The organism is Nonomuraea sp. B12E4, from assembly GCF_039871825.1.
Classification (GTDB): domain Bacteria; phylum Actinomycetota; class Actinomycetes; order Streptosporangiales; family Streptosporangiaceae; genus Nonomuraea.
Genome location: NZ_JBDPME010000011.1, coordinates 11,273 through 26,323 on the forward strand (window position 1 = coordinate 11,273; position 15,051 = coordinate 26,323).

A 15,051-nucleotide genomic window follows, 5' to 3' on the forward strand; every position below is an offset into this window, starting at 1 on the left:
GCCCCGCGCCGAGAGCGCGGGGCGGCCCCTGCCGGTGGCGGTCAGCGGAGGTGCCTGGCGATCCAGCGGCCGATCAGGTCCAGCGGGCCCTGGTCCAGCATCGCCTCGTGGTCGCAGTCGATCTCGTGGACCAGGAGCGCGCCCCCGGTGTGCGCGCGCCACATCTCCTGGCGCTCGGCGACCTGTGACCGCGTGAGGCCCCGCGTGGCGACCATCAGCAGCATGCCGGCGCGCACGCTGGGCGGACGGTAGCGGGAGATCAGGCGGCCGTGGTTCCGCATGATCGGCAGCAGGTTGGCCAGCACGGTCTCGCCCAGCCCGGCCAGCGGGCTCCCGGCCGTGCGCAGCAGCTCGGCCGCCCTGGTAACGGTGAGCTCGGCGGGGGAGAGGTTCACGTATCCGCAGTGGGCGAGGATCCTGGCCAGCAGCTCGGCGTCGCCGGGCGCCGGGCCGCCGTCGTCGCCCGCGTAGGCGTCCAGGTTGGCCAGGAACGCCACGTGCTCGCCCGCCGCCTCCAGCCGGGCCGCGATCTCGTGCGCGACCAGACCGCCGTAGGACCAGCCCAGCAGGTGGTAGGGCCCGGACGGCTGGATGGTCCTGATGTGCGCCAGGTAGTCCTCGGCCGCCTCCTCGACGCTCGCGGGCAGCGGCTCCGGCACGGCCAGGCCGCGGGCCTGCAGGCCGTAGATGGGCCGGTCGGCCGGCACGTGCTCGGCCAGCCCGAGGTACGGCAGGCAGAACCCGAGCCCGCTGTGCACGCAGAACAGCGGCGGCCGGTCACCGGCCGTCCTGATCGGCAGCACGGCGGCGAACGGCCCGTCGCCCCCGGTGGCGGCGGCCGTCACCATGGGAAAGGCGATGGTCTCCCCCACGGAGGACACCGGCTCGTCCATCGACGGCGCGGGCACGACCGTCCGGTGGGCGGAAGGCGCGTGCCCGCCGGTAGGCGCGGGCACGACCAGCCGGTCGGTGGCGGTCACCGGCACGGCCGGCCGCCCGGCCGGACGCGCGACGACCTCGACCGGGATCGGGCCGATGACCTTCGCGGCGGCGGCGAGCGCCTCGACCGTCCTGTGCGTGAACACGTCGGCCGGCGCGATCACCAGACCGGCCGCGCGGGCGCGGCTGACGAGCTGGATCGAGCGGATGCTGTCACCGCCCAGCTCGAAGAAGCCGTCGTCGAGGCCGACCCCGGTCACCCCGAGCACGTCCCCGAGCACCGAGCACAGCACCCGCTCGGCGTGCGTACGCGGTGGCCGGCTCGCCGCCGACACCGTGAGCTCGGGCGCGGGCAGCCCGCGCCGGTCCACCTTGCCGTTGGGGGTCAGCGGCAGCGCGTCCAGCCGCACGTAGGCAGTCGGCACCATGGCCTCGGGCAGCAGGTTCGCCAGCTCGGCGCGCACGCGCTCGCCGTCGTACCCCCCCACGAGGTAGCCGACCAGTTGCTTGTGCCCGCGCGCATCCGTGTGCACCGCCGCCACCGCGTCGGTGACGCCCGCCGGCGTGCGCAGGGCGGCCTCGACCTCGCCGAGCTCGATCCGGTTGCCACGGATCTTGATCTGGCCGTCCACCCGCTCGATGAACTCCAGTTGCCCGTCGGCCCGTCTGATCACCCGGTCGCCCGTGCGGTACATCCGCGTGCCGGGCTCGCCGTACGGATCGGCCATGAAGGAGATCGCGCTCTTGCGCGGGTCACGCAGGTAGCCGCGGCCGACGCCGGGACCGGCGACGTACAGCTCGCCCGGAGTGCCGTCGGGCAGCAGCCGCAGGCGGTCGTCCAGCACGTAGAGCCGGGTGTTGCGCACCGCGTAACCGATCGGCGCCCTGCCCCGGTCGCAGGAGGAGATGAACGCGTGCGTCACGTCATCGGAGCACTCCGTCGGCCCGTACGCGTTGACCAGCGGGATGTCCGGATAGCGGGCCGCCCACCGCGCGCACAGGTCCACCGACAGCGCCTCCCCGGTCACCACCAGCATGCGCAGCCCCGACAGCGACGGTTGCCGGCCGCCGACCTCCCAGGCGTCCAGCGCGGCGCGCAGCAGCGAGGGCACGACCTCCAGCACGGTGACGCCCGCGGTCCGTACGGAGGCGAACAGCGCCTCGGGGTCGGCGGCCAGCCGCTGGTCGGCGACCAGCACGCTGCCCCCGGCCAGCAGCGCCGCCAGCATCTGCCAGACGGACACGTCGAAGGTGAACGGCGCGTTGAACACCACGCGGTCGTCGTCGGTGATGCCGAGCTCCTCGACCTTGGCGAGCAGGTGGTTGACCATGCCTCTGACGTGGACGGCGGCGCCCTTGGGCCGGCCCGTCGAGCCGGAGGTGTAGATGACGTAGGCGAGCTGGTCGCCGGTCAGCCGGGCCCGGGCCGGGTCGGTCGCCGGCCGGTGCAGCAGGCTGCTCCCGGCCAGCTCCGGCGTGACCACGCAGACCGGCGCGGCGTCGTCGAGCATCGCGGTCACCCGGTCGCCGGGGTGGCCGGGGTCGATCGGCAGGTAGGCGGCGCCGGTCTTGAGCACGGCGAGCACGGCGATGACGGCTTCCAGCGAGCGCGGCAGCTTCAGCGCCACCAGCGCGTCCGGCCCGGCGCCCGGGCGATCAGCTCGTGTGCCAGGCGGTTGGCCCTGGCGTTCAGCTCGCCGTAGGACATCTCGGTCTCGCCGGATGACAACGCGGTGCGGTCGTGGGCATGGCGCGCCCGCTCCACCAGGTCGGCGAGGCCGGCGGCGGGGATGGGCCGGTCCGTGCCGCGCCAGTCGACCAGCAGGCGGCGCCGCTCCTCCGGCTCCAGCACGTCCACGGCGCCGACCGGCAGCCCGGGATCGGCGACGGCGCCCTCGAACAGGCGGACCAGCCGCCGGCCGAGCTGCTCGACCGTGCCCTCATCGAACAGGTCCCTGCTGTACTCGATCAGCACCTCGATGTCCCGCGCGGACTCGGTGACCTCGAATGACAGGTCGAACTTGGCCGTCGCGGTGTCGCCCCACTCCACCCGCGTGCGCAGCCCCGGGAAGGCCAGGTCGCGCTCCTGCACGGTGTGGTGGCTCAGCATCACCTGGAACAGCGGGTGCCTGGCCAGCGACCTGGGCGGGTTGAGCGCCTCCACGATCCGCTCGAACGGCACCTCCTGCGCGGCGAAGGCGGCCAGGTCGGCCTCCCGCACCCGCGCCAGCAGCTCACGGAACGTGGGATCGCCCGACAGGTCCGTGCGCAGCACGAGCGTGTTGACGAAGAAGCCGACCAGCGGGTGCAGCGCCTCGTCGGCGCGGCCGGCCACCGGCGTGCCGAGCGGGATGTCGGTGCCCGCGCCGAGCCTGGACAGCAGCGCGGCGATGCCGGCCTGCAGCACCATGAACGTGGTGCAGCCGCTCTCCTGGGCGACCTCGGCGATGCGGGCCCGCACCTCGGGCCCGAGCGTGAAGGTGACCGTGCCGCCGCGGTAGGAGGCCACGGCCGGCCTGCGCCGGTCGGCGGGCAGCTCCAGCTCGTCGGGGAGCCCGCGCAGGGCCTGCCGCCACCAGGTGAGCTGCCGGGAGAGCAGGCTGCGCGGGTCGTCCTCGTCGCCGAGCAGCTCGCGGTGCCACACCGTGTAGTCGGCGTAGCGGACCGGCAGCGGATCCCAGCCGGGAGCCCCGCCCTGCGCCCGCGCCTGGTAGGCCGTGATCAGGTCGGTGGCCAGCGTCGCCATGGACCACTCGTCGCCGGCGATGTGGTGCAGGATGAGCGAGAGCGTGTGCTCGCCGGGGCCCGTGGTGAACAGCTCGGTGCGGAAGGGCGGCTCGGCGGCCAGGTCGAAGCCGCGCCGTACGGACGCGGCCAGCCGCTCGTCCAGGTCCTCGCGCCGGGCGTGCATGACGCGCAGGCGCGCCCCGGTTCCGAGCACGTGCTGGCGGGGCCGGCCGTCGGTGTCCGGGAAGATCGTGCGCAGCGTCTCGTGCCGCGCCACCAGGTCGTCCACCGCCGCCCGCAACGCGGCCACGTCCAGCTCACCCGACAGCCGCACGATCAGCGGGATGTTGTACGTCGCCGTCTGCGTGGACTCCAGGCGGTTGAGGAACCACAGCCTGGCCTGCGCGTGCGACAGCGGCACCTCGCCCTGGGCGAGCCCGGCACGCAGCGGCGTACGCGACCGCTCGGCGCCGTCCAGGTGGGCCGCCATCCCCGCCACGGTCGGCGACTCGAACAGCACGCGGATCGGCAGATCGAGCCCGAACACGGACCTGACCCTGCTCACCACCCGCCCGGCCAGCAACGAGTGCCCGCCGAGCCGGAAGAAGTCGTCGTCGACGCCGACCGTGGGCAGCCCGAGCACCTCGGCCACGATGCCGCACAACCTCTCCTCGCGCGCCGTGCCCGGCGCCCGGCCCGTGCCGGGCGCGGGCAGGTCCGGCGCGGGCAGCCGCAGCCGGTCCACCTTGCCGTTGGAGGTCAGCGGCAGCGCGTCGAGCTCGACGAAGCCGGCCGGCACCATGTGGTCGGGCAGCTCCCCGGCCACGTGCCCGGCCAGGTCGTCCGCCCGGCCGTCGATCACGACGTAGGCGACCAGCCGGTCCTGCCACGGCACGACGACGGTCTGGCGTACCGCCGGGTGCGTGGCGATGACGGACTCGATCTCGCCGAGCTCGATCCGGTGGCCGCGGATCTTCACCTGGTGGTCGGTCCTGCCGATGTAGTCGAGGCTGCCGTCCGGCCGCCACCTGACCAGGTCGCCCGTGCGGTACAACCGCGATCCGGGCGCGCCGTGGGGGTTGGCGACGAACCGGGTGGAGGTCAGGCCCGGCCGGTTCAGGTAGGCGCGGGCCAGTCCCGTGCCGCCGATGTACAGCTCGCCGACCACGCCGGGCGGCACCGGGCACAGGCTCGCGTCCAGGACGTAGACCTGGGTGTTGGCGATGGGCCCGCCGATGGGGGGCGCGCCGGTCTCGCCGTTCAGGTCGGCCGCGGTGGACCAGATGGTGGTCTCGGTCGGGCCGTACACGTTGGTGACCCGCCGCGCCGCCGCCGTCAGCGCCGAGGCGAGCGGCCGGCTGATCGCCTCGCCGCCGACCAGCACGCGCAGCCCCCGCAGGCTCTCCGGATGCGTGGCGACCAGCTCCTGCCACAGCGTCGGCGTGGCCTGCATGACGGTGGCACGCGAGGCCGCCTCCGCGAGCGCGTCGGGGTCGCGGATCGTCTCCCAGCCGGCGAGCACGAGCCGGGCGCCGGCCAGCAGCGGGACGAAGAGCTCCAGGTTGGCGATGTCGAAGCCGAACGTGGTCACCGCGAGCAGCCGGTCCTCGGGACCGACGGAGAACCGCGTGCCCATGTCGGCCAGCAGGTTGTCCAGGCCCGCGCGCGTGACCACGACGCCCTTGGGCCGGCCCGTCGAGCCCGAGGTGTAGATCACGTAGGCGGTGTTGCCGGATGAGGCGGCGCCGAGCAGCTCGCCGGGCTCCAGGTCGCCCGCGGCGATGCCCGCCAGGCCGTCGGAGGGGTGCTGGATCCGGCCCGGCATGTCCGTGGTGCTCTCGTCGGTGACGACCAGGACGGGATCGGCGTCGTCGAGCATGTGGCGGATCCGGTCCGCCGGGTAGCCGGGGTCGATGGGCAGGTAGGCGGCGCCGGTCTTGAGCACGGCGAGCGCGGCGACCACCAGGTCCGCCGTCCTGGGCAGCGCGATGGCCACGATCCGCTCGGGACCGGCGCCGCCGGCGACCAGCGCGCGGGCGAGCCGGTTGGCCCGGGCGTTGAGCTCGGCGTAGGTGAGCGTGTCCCGGCCCGCCTCCAGCGCCACCGCGTTCGGGGTCCGCGCGGCCTGCGCCTCGAAGCGCGCGGTCACGGACGCGGACGGCACGGCGGCCGCGGTGTCGTTCCAGGCGGTCAGCACCTGGTCGCGCTCGGCGGGATCCAGCAGGTCGATCTCGCGCAGCGGGCGCTCCTGCGCGGGAACCGCCCGCAGCAGCCGCAGGAACCGGTCGGCGATCTGTTCGGCCTGCGCGCGCTCGACCAGGTCGGGCGCGTGGTCGAAGCGCAGGTGCAGCCGCCGGCCGGGCGTCACCGTCAAGCTGAGCGGGAAGTGGTTGGCCGAGCGCGCCTCCACGTCCAGCACGCGCAGCCCGCCGGCGAGCTCCGCGGGGCGGGACTCGCCGGGCAGGTTCTGGAAGATCAGGCCGGTGTCGAACAGCTCGCCGAGGCCCGCCAGGTCGGCCACTTCGGTCAGGCTGAGGTGCTCGTGCGGCATGAGCGCGATCTGCCGCTCGCGCATGGCGGTGAAGGTCTCGGCCAGCGAGCGCGCGGGGTCGAGCCGGACGCGTACGGGCAGGGTGTTGATGAACAGCCCGACCATCGACTCGACGCCGGGCAGGTCCGGCGGCCGCCCCGACACGGTCGCGCCGAAGACCACGTCACGCCGCCCGGTCAGCAGCCCGAGCAGCACGGCCCAGCACCCCTGGACCACCGTGCTCAGCGTCAGCCCCCGGGCGCGTGCCCACGCGGTCAGCTCGGCCGTCAGCCGCTCGTCGAGGGTGACGGGCAGCGCGTCGGGCATGACCGGCACGCGCGCCACGTCGGCCGCCGCGATCCGCGTCGGCTCCGCCAGGCCCGCCAGCTCCTCCCGCCACGCGGCGCGCGCCGCCTCCTTGTCCTGCGCGCCCAGCCAGCCGAGGAAGGTCCGGTAGGGCACGGCCGGTGGCAACGCCGTGCCGTCCCCCCGGTAGAGCGCGAGCAGGTCACGCACGACCAGCGGCAGCGACCAGCCGTCGATCAGCAGGTGGTGGCAGGTCAGCACGAACCTGTACCGCTCACCGCCCGTCCTGATCAGCCGGGCGCGCAGCAGGGGCGGCCGTGCCGGGTCGAAGCGCGCGGTCCTGTCCTGCTCGCACAGCCGCTCCACCCGCGCCGCCCGGTCGGGCCCGGCCAGGCGGGTCAGGTCGTCCTCCGCCCACGGCGCCGCGGCGGCCGCGGGGATGACCTGGATCGGCTCGCCCGACTTGCGGTAGCGGAAGCAGGCACGCAGGTTGGGATGCCGCTCCAGCAGCGTGCCGACCGCGAGCCGCAGCGCCGCCGCGTCCAGCGGGCCCTCCAGGTCGGCCAGGACCTGGACGGTGTAGACGTCCACGCCCTGGTTGTCGAAGGTCGCGTGGAAAAGCAGCCCCTCCTGCAGCGGAGAGAGCGGCAGGACGTCGCTGACGGCCTTCATGACGTGCTCCGTTCGAGTTCCTCGATCTCGTCTTCGGACAGGGCGACCAACGGGTCGGGATAGGCGGCGGCCGGTGGTCTCTCCGGCGCCGCTCCCGCGCCCAGGGCGGCGGCCAGGGCCTGCGGTGTTCGGCGGACGAACACGTCACGTGGCTGGATCGGCAGGCCCGCGTCCCTGGCGCGCGCCACGACGCGCACCGAGCTGATGCTGTCGCCGCCGAGCAGGAAGAAGTCGTCGAGCGTGCCCACCTGCGGCAGCCCGAGGACCTCGGCGAACACCTCGCAGATGAGCTTCTCCTCATCCGTGGCCGGCTCGCCGCGGCCGGCCAGCGCCGCGAAGTCGGGCGACGGCAGCGCCGCTCTGTCGATCTTCATGTTGGACGTCATCGGCATCGCGTCCAGCTCGACGAACGCCGACGGCACCATGACGGACGGCAGCGAACGTGCCAGGTGCTCGCGCAGCGCCTCGATGTCGAGGTCGCCGCGCGCCAGGACGTAGGCCACGAGCCGGCCGTCGCGGGCGACCACGACGTTGTGCTCGATCGCCTCGTACGTGGCGATCACCGCCTCGATCTCGCCCGGCTCGACGCGGTGGCCGCGGATCTTCACCTGGTGGTCGGTACGGCCGAGGTAGTCCAGTTGGCCGTCCTCCCGCCAGCACACCAGGTCGCCCGTCCGGTACACGCGCGACCCCGGTGGGCCGTACGGGTCGGCGATGAACCGCTCCGCGGTCAGCCCCGGCCGGCCCCGGTAGCACCTGGCCAGGCCCGCGCCCGCGATGTACAGCTCGCCCGGGACGCCGGGCGGCACCAGCCGCAGGTTCGCGTCGAGCACGTACAGCCGGGTGTTGGCCAGCGGGCGCCCGATGGGCGGCTTGGCGTCCGTGCCGTCGAGCGGATCGCTCGCGGACACGCAGACCGTCGCCTCCGTGGGACCGTACGCGTTGATCATGGTGCGGCCGCGCGACCAGCGCCCGGCCACGTCGGGCGGGCACGCCTCGCCCGCGACGGCCAGCGTCAGGTCCGGCGGCAGCGCGGCGTCGCCGGGCAGCGCCGCCACCACCGACGGCGGCAGCACGCACAGCGTCACACCGTGCCGCGCCATGAAGCCGGTGTCCATCCGGTCGGCGGGCACGGCCACGGCACCCCCCGCGAGCAGGGTCGGCAGCATCTCCCACACCGAGGCGTCGAAGCTCAGCGAGGAGAACTGCAGCGTCCGGGTCCCCGGGCCGAGGCCGAGCCGGGGCGCGTGGTCGGTGAACAGGGCCGCGACTCCGGCGTGCCTGACCACCACGCCCTTGGGCCTGCCGGTCGAGCCCGAGGTGTAGATGACGTAGGCGGCGTGCTCGGGGTGCAGCGGTGCCGGCCGGTCGGCGTCGGTGAGGTCGGTGGCGGGCTGCGCGGCGACCAGCGCGGCCGTGCGCGGATCGTCGAGGACCAGCAGGGGAGTCCGCCCCGGCAACGCCGGCGCGACCGCCCGCGTCGTGATCACGCAGACCGGCTCGGCGTCGCCGAGCATGAACGCGATCCGGTCGGCGGGGTAGTCCGGGTCGATCGGCAGGAAGGCGGCGCCCGACTTGAGCACCGCGAGAATCGTGGCGACGGCCTGCGCCCCGCTGGGCAGCGCGAACGCCACGACGCGTTCCGGTCCCGCGCCCCTGTCGATCAGCTCGCGGGCCAGCTTGTTCGCCCTGGCGTTCAGCTCCGCGGCGCTGACCTGCCCGCTCTCCTCGATGACGGCGGGCGCGGCCGGGTCCCTGCGTACGCGCGCCTCGAACAGGGCGGGCACGTGCTCGGCGGGCACGGGCACGGTCTCGCCGCTCCAGCCGAGGAGGCGGCGGCGCTCCTCGGGCGCCAGCACGTCGAGCCGGCCGAGCGGCTCGGCGGTGCCCCCGGTCACGGTGTCGAGCACGCGGGTGAGCCGGGCGCCGATCCGCCCGGCCTCCTCGCCGGTGAACAGATCGGGGGCGTACTGGAGCTGCAGGTCCAGTTGCTCGCCCGGGGTGACGACCAGGCTGAGCGGGTAGTGGGCCGCGCTGTGCACGTGCGTTCCGCGCACCCGTACGCGGGCGCCGGGCCGCCGGCCGGGCGCGGAGTCGAGCGGGAAGTTCTGGAAGACGTAGCCGGTGTCGAACAGCTCGCCCGCGCCGGCCAGCCGCCGCGCCTCCGCCAGGCCCAGCGTCTGGTACGGCGCCAGCTCCGCCTGCTCGTCCTGCAACCGCGAGAACACCTCGGCGGGCGTACGGGCCGGATCGAGCCGCACGCGTACGGGAAGCGTGTTGACGAACAGCCCCGCCATCGACTCCACCCCCGGCACCTCGGGCGGCCGGCCCGCCGACGTGCCGCCGAACACCACGTCACGCCGCCCGGTCAGCCGGCCGAGCAGCACCGCCCAGCAGCCCTGCACGACCGTGTTGAGCGTCAGCCCGCGCTCGCGCGCCCACGCCGCCGCCCGGGCGGTGAGCTCGGCCGGCACCGCGACGTGCAGCACCCGCGGCGGCACCGGAACCCGCGCGCTGTCCTGCGGCGCGACCAGCGTCGGCTCGTCCAGCCCGTCGAGCGCCCGCGCCCACGCGTGCCTGGCGGACATGGCGTCCTGCCCGGCCAGCCAGGTCAGGTAGTCCCGGTACGGAGCCGCGTCAGGCAGCCGTTCGCCGTCGAGCAGCGCGAGCAACTCGCGCCCGAGCACCGGCATCGACCAGCCGTCGAGCACCAGATGGTGGGTGGTCCACAGCAGCCGGTGCCGCTCCTCACCCGTCCTGACCAGGGTGAAGCGCATCAGCGGCGCCGAGCCCGGGTCGAACCTGGCGAGCCTGTCCTCCTCGGCGAGCCCGGCCAGCTCCCGCTCGCGCCGCCGCTCGGGCAGCCCGGCCAGGTCCACGGCGCGCCAGGGCACCTCGCAGGTGGCGGGGACGATCTGCAGCGCCTCACCGGAGTCCCGCCGGACGAAGCGGGCCCGCAGGTTGGGGTGGCGATCGAGCAGCGCGCGTACGGCGGCGCGCAGCGCCCCCGCCTCCACCTCGCCCTCAAGGTCGGCGGCGAGCTGGACGGTGTAGACGTCGGGCCCGTCGCCGGCCAGCTCGGCGTGGAAGAGCAGGCCCTCCTGCAGCGGCGTCAGCGGCCACAGATCGCTCAGGCCACCCGGCTGGGCCTCCAGCTCCTCGATCTCACCCTGGCCGGCCCTGACCAGCGGCAGGTCGGACGGCGTGTGCCCGGCCCCGTCCGCGGCCGACAGCGCGCGCAACTCGGCGAACCAGGACTCCGCCAGCTCGGCGACGTCCCGCTCGTCGAGCAGCTCGCCCGCCCACACCCAGGTGGCGACCAGGTGGGGGCCGTCCTCGCGGTCCTCGGTGACCGGGGTGACCTCCACCACGTGCGGCAGCGGCATGGCGGGGTCGACGACCGTGCCCACCACACCGTCGCCCGCCGCCAGGGACCACTCCCGGGTCCGCCCCGCGGCGAACCTGCCCATGTAGTTGAAGCCGATCTGCGGCGCGCCGGCCAGCCCGGACCCGGGCACCAGGTAACGCAGCACGCCGAAGCCGAGGCCCCGGTCGGGCAGCGCGCGCAGCCGCTCCTTGACCGCCTTCAGCGCCGGCGCGGGACCCTGCTCGCCCGGATCGAGATGGACCGGGAACACGCTGGTGAACCAGCCCGCGGTCCTCGACAGGTCCACGTCGCCGGCGATCTGTTCGCGGCCGTGGCCCTCCACCTCGACCAGCACGCCGCCCCCCGGCACGCCCCTGCGCCGCCGCCAGCCCGCCACCGCGCGGGCCAGGCCGGTCAGCAGCACATCGTTGATCTCGGCGTGGTAGGCGGCGGGCACCTCGGTCAGCAGGGCCGCGGTGACGTCGGGCGGCAGCTCGGCGCGGAGTGTCCTGGCGGTGGCGTACACGTCCCTGGCGGGGTCGAGCGGGCGCCGCCCGAGCGGCGGTTCCGCCGCCTCCGTGATCTCCCGCCACAGCGGGAGCTCGGCCATCCTGTCCCGGGCGTGCGCGGACAGGAGCTCGGACCAGCCACGGTATGAGGTGCCCACCGGGTCCAGCTCCACCGGCCGGTCCTCGGCGACGGCGGCGCACGCGGCCGCCAGGTCGGGCAGCAGGATCCGCCACGACACGCCGTCCACGGCGAGGTGGTGCCCCATCAGCAGCAGGCGTCCGGGCCCGGCCAGCACCACCTGCGCCATCACGCCTGCGGCCGGGTCGAGCCTCCTGCGCGCCACCTCGATCTCGACGGTCAGGTCGGCGCCGCCCGCGTGCACGATCTTCGCGGCCGGTACGGTTCCCGGCGGGCGGACCTCCAGCTCCCAGCCCGGGCCGACCCGCAGGCGCAGCGCGTCGTGGTGGTCGAGCAGGGCCTGGACGGCGGAGGTGAGCGTGACCAGGTCGAGGGTCGGCGGGACGTCCACCACGACGTACTGACCGAAGGAGCGCGCCGGGCCGTCGAGCCCGCCGCCGTCCTCGCGCAGCCGGTGCCCGATGGGGGTCGGCTCCATCGGCCCGACACCGTCGGCGCCCGCCACCGTCCCCGTCCCCGTCCCCGTCCCCGTCCCCGTCCCCGGCGCCGGGGCCGGAGCCGGCGTGGGGGCGGCGACGGCGGCGAGCGCGGCCACCGTCTTGCGCGCGAACACGTCGCGCGGCGTGACCGCCCAACCGGCCCGGCGCACCCTGCTGACCACCTGGATCGCGCTGATGCTGTCGCCGCCGAGCTCGAAGAAGTCGTCGGCCACCCCGAGCGCGTCCACCCCGAGCACCTCGGCGAACGCCTCCAGGACCGCACGCTCCCGCTCATCACGCGGCCCGTCACCGAGTCCACCGCCACCCTGCCCGCCAGCGTGCTGGTTGTGGCCGGGTCCGCCACGGTGCTGTTCGCGGCCGGGTCCGCCGCCGTGCTGTTCGCGGCCGGGTCCGCCGCCGTGCTCGGCCGCGGGGAGTGCCTTGCGGTCCACCTTGCCGTTCGTGGTCAGCGGCAGCGCGTCCATGGAGACGAAGGCCGAGGGGACCATGTGCTCGGGCAGGCGGCGGGCGAGGGCGTCACGCACCTCGCCGAGGTCGCTCCGTGCGCCCACCACGTACGCCACCAGCCGGGCGGTGCCCGTGCCGTCCGTACGCGCCACCACGGCGGCGTCGGCCACCCCCGGGATCTCGCGCAGCACGGCCTCGACCTCGCCCGGCTCCACCCGCCTGCCGCGGATCTTCACCTGGGCGTCCACCCGCTCCACGAACTCCAGCTGGCCGTCCGCCCGCCAGACCACCCGGTCGCCGGTCCTGTACATCCTGCTGCCGGCCGCCCCGAACGGATCGGCCACGAACGTCACGGAGGTACGGCCCCGGTCGGCGACATAACCACGTCCCACACCGGCGCCGCCCACGTACAGCTCGCCCTCCACGCCCGAGGGCACCGGGGCGAGCCGGCGGTCGAGCACGTACAGGCGGGTGTTGCGCAGCGGACGGCCGATGGGCACCCGTCCGGCGCCCGGGTCGCGCGCGATGGCGGCGTGCGTCACGTCGTCGGAGCACTCGGTGGGCCCATAGGCGTTGACCATCGGGATCCGGGGGAACCGGTCCAGCCACCGCGCGCACAGGTCGCGAGGCAGCGCCTCCCCGGTCACCACGAGAGTACGCAGGTCACGCAGGGACGGGACGTCACCCGCCAGGTCCCACCCGTCCAGCGCGGCGCGCAGCAGCGACGGCACGACCTCCAGCACCGTGACGCGCTCGCGGACGACCCTGTCGAACAGCTCGCGCGGGTCGGCGGCGACGTCCTGGCCCACCATCCGCACCGTGCCGCCGACCAGCAGCGGAGCCAGCATCTGCCACACCGACACGTCGAAGACGAAGGGCGCGTTGCACACCACGGAGTCCCCGGCGGTGAGCTCCAGGTCCTCCAGCTTGGCCAGCAGGTGGTTGAGCAGGCCGTGCCGGTGCACCATGGCGCCCTTCGGCAGGCCGGTCGAGCCCGAGGTGTAGATCACGTACGCGAGGCTCGCCCCGGTCAGCACGGGCGCCGGCGGCGGACCCGCCGGAAGCTCGTCGTCGAGGCTCAGCACCGGGACGGGCACGCCGGCGGGAGCGGTGTCTCGGCCGGCCAGGACGAGCCCGGCGCCGGCGTTGCCGAGCAGGTAGGCGACGCGCTCAGGCGGGTCGTCCGGGTCCAGGGGCAGGTAGGCGGCGCCCGCCTTCAGCACGGCGAGCACGGCCACCACCATGCGGGCGGAGCGCGGCAGCGCCAGGGCCACGACGGTCTCCGGCCCGACGCCGGCGGCGTGGGCGAGGCCGGCGGCCAGCCGGTCGGCGCGGGCGTTCAGCTCCGCGTAGGTCAGCTCCTCCACCTCGTCACGCACGGCCGGCGCGTCCGGCATGGCCCTGGCCCGCCGCGAGATCAGCTCGGCCACGTCACGCGCCGGCAGCGGGGCGTGCCCGCCGGTGCCCTGCTCCAGCAGATGCCGCCGTTCCTCGGCGGTCACCAGCCCGATCCTGGCCAGCGGCACGTCGAGACCGGCACCGGCCAGCTCCCGCAGCAGCGCGGCGAGCCGGTTCGCGTGCGCGAGCAGCTCGGCCTCGCCGTACAGCTCGGGGTTGCCGTTGAGGTGCAGCTCCACGCCGCCGCCGGCGGTCCCCATGACGGTGAGGATGAGGTCGTTGACGATGCCGGTCGACAGGTTGACCAGCGTCGCGGTGCACGGCCCCAGCCGCAGCACCGGCTCGTGCATGAGCACGTTGACGAACGGCCCGAACGGCCGCCGGTCGTCGGCGCGCAGCCCCATGTGCCGCCTGATCCACTCACCTCGGTAGTTCTGGTGCCGGAGCGTGCGCAGCAGCTCGTTCCCCGTCCCCGCCAGCAGCTCGCGGACGGTGGTCCGCGGTCCGATCCGGACGGCGAGCGGCAGGTAGTTGGCCACCATCCCGGGGATGCTCCGGCTGAGCTCGCCGATCCTGCCGGTCACCGGCAGGGTGAGCAGCACGTCCTCGGTCCCGGTGACGCCGTGGGTGTAGCAGGCGGTGGCGGCGACCGCGACGGCGGCCCAGCTCACGCCCGCCTCGGTGGCGAGGTCACGCAGCCGGCCCACCACCGGCGCGGGCAGCGAGGCCGTCCGGCGCAGGAAACCGCGCCCCGGCGCCGGCCCGCGCCGCGACAGGCTCGTGGGCTCGGGAGCCTCGGGGAAGCGCCCGGTCCAGTACGCCTCGTCCCGCGCGAAGCGGGGCGACCCCCGATAGGCGGACTCGGCTTCGAGCAGCAGCCGCAGCGACGGCAGCTCGCCCTCCTCCACCGAGGTGCCCTGGTGCAACGCGGTATAGATCTGGGCCAGCCGCGGATAGAGCACGCTCCGGCTGAAGCCGTCACCCAGGATGTGGTGCATGCACATGTAGAGGAGGAACCGCTCGTGGCCCACCTTCAGCAGCGCCATGCGCACCAGCGAGCCGTCGCTCAGCCGGATGGGCTGCTCCAGGTCGGCGCGCATCCAGGCCAGGGCCGTGCCCTCGGGGTCGGCCTCCCGCGTGAAGTCCTCGGTCCGGAACGGGAGGGCCACGAGGCGCTCGATCACCTGCACGGGCCGGCCGTCCTCCTCGAAGAACCTGGCTCGCAGGCACTCGGCCTCGATCACGACCCGCCGCAGCGCCGTCCTCAGCAGCGTCTGGTCGAGCGGGCCCCGAAGGTCGAGCCAGTCGGCCATGTTGTAGGCAAGGCCCTCGGCTCCGAACTGCTCGTCGTACCAGATCTCGGTCTGGGCGGCGGAAAGCGGCAAACCAGCGGTCATGGCGGAATGCTCCTAGCCGGTGCGTCGACACGTCTGTGTCGAGCCTGACCAACCGGGCTGATGCGGGGCTGACCGCTCGCTGACGCGAGACGGCCCGGTCGCTCGGGAGCGACCGGGCCG

General features: G+C 74.8%; 3 protein-coding genes. All 3 read right to left on the bottom strand.

The annotated features are described in order from the left end of the window. Positions 1 to 41: 41 nt before the first annotated feature. From ABGB18_RS24540 to ABGB18_RS24550, 3 genes are read right to left on the bottom strand one after another with little or no spacing between them, the layout of a single operon-like run. Positions 42 to 2,567, bottom strand: a complete 2,526-nt coding sequence (locus tag ABGB18_RS24540; protein WP_347697922.1) for an amino acid adenylation domain-containing protein — start codon at positions 2,565 to 2,567, stop codon at positions 42 to 44. Continuing rightward, positions 2,558 to 7,174 carry an amino acid adenylation domain-containing protein gene (locus ABGB18_RS24545; RefSeq protein ID WP_347697923.1) on the bottom strand — a complete coding sequence of 1,539 codons (4,617 nt, stop codon included), beginning with the start codon at positions 7,172 to 7,174 and terminating at the stop codon, positions 2,558 to 2,560. The genes ABGB18_RS24540 and ABGB18_RS24545 overlap by 10 nt, the downstream gene beginning before the upstream one ends. Beyond that, a complete protein-coding gene (locus tag ABGB18_RS24550) occupies positions 7,171 to 14,931 on the bottom strand; it encodes an amino acid adenylation domain-containing protein (RefSeq protein WP_347697924.1) in 7,761 nt (2,586 codons plus the stop codon). Before ABGB18_RS24550 ends, ABGB18_RS24545 begins: the two co-directional genes overlap by 4 nt. Between the last annotated feature and the right edge of the window lie 120 nt (positions 14,932 to 15,051).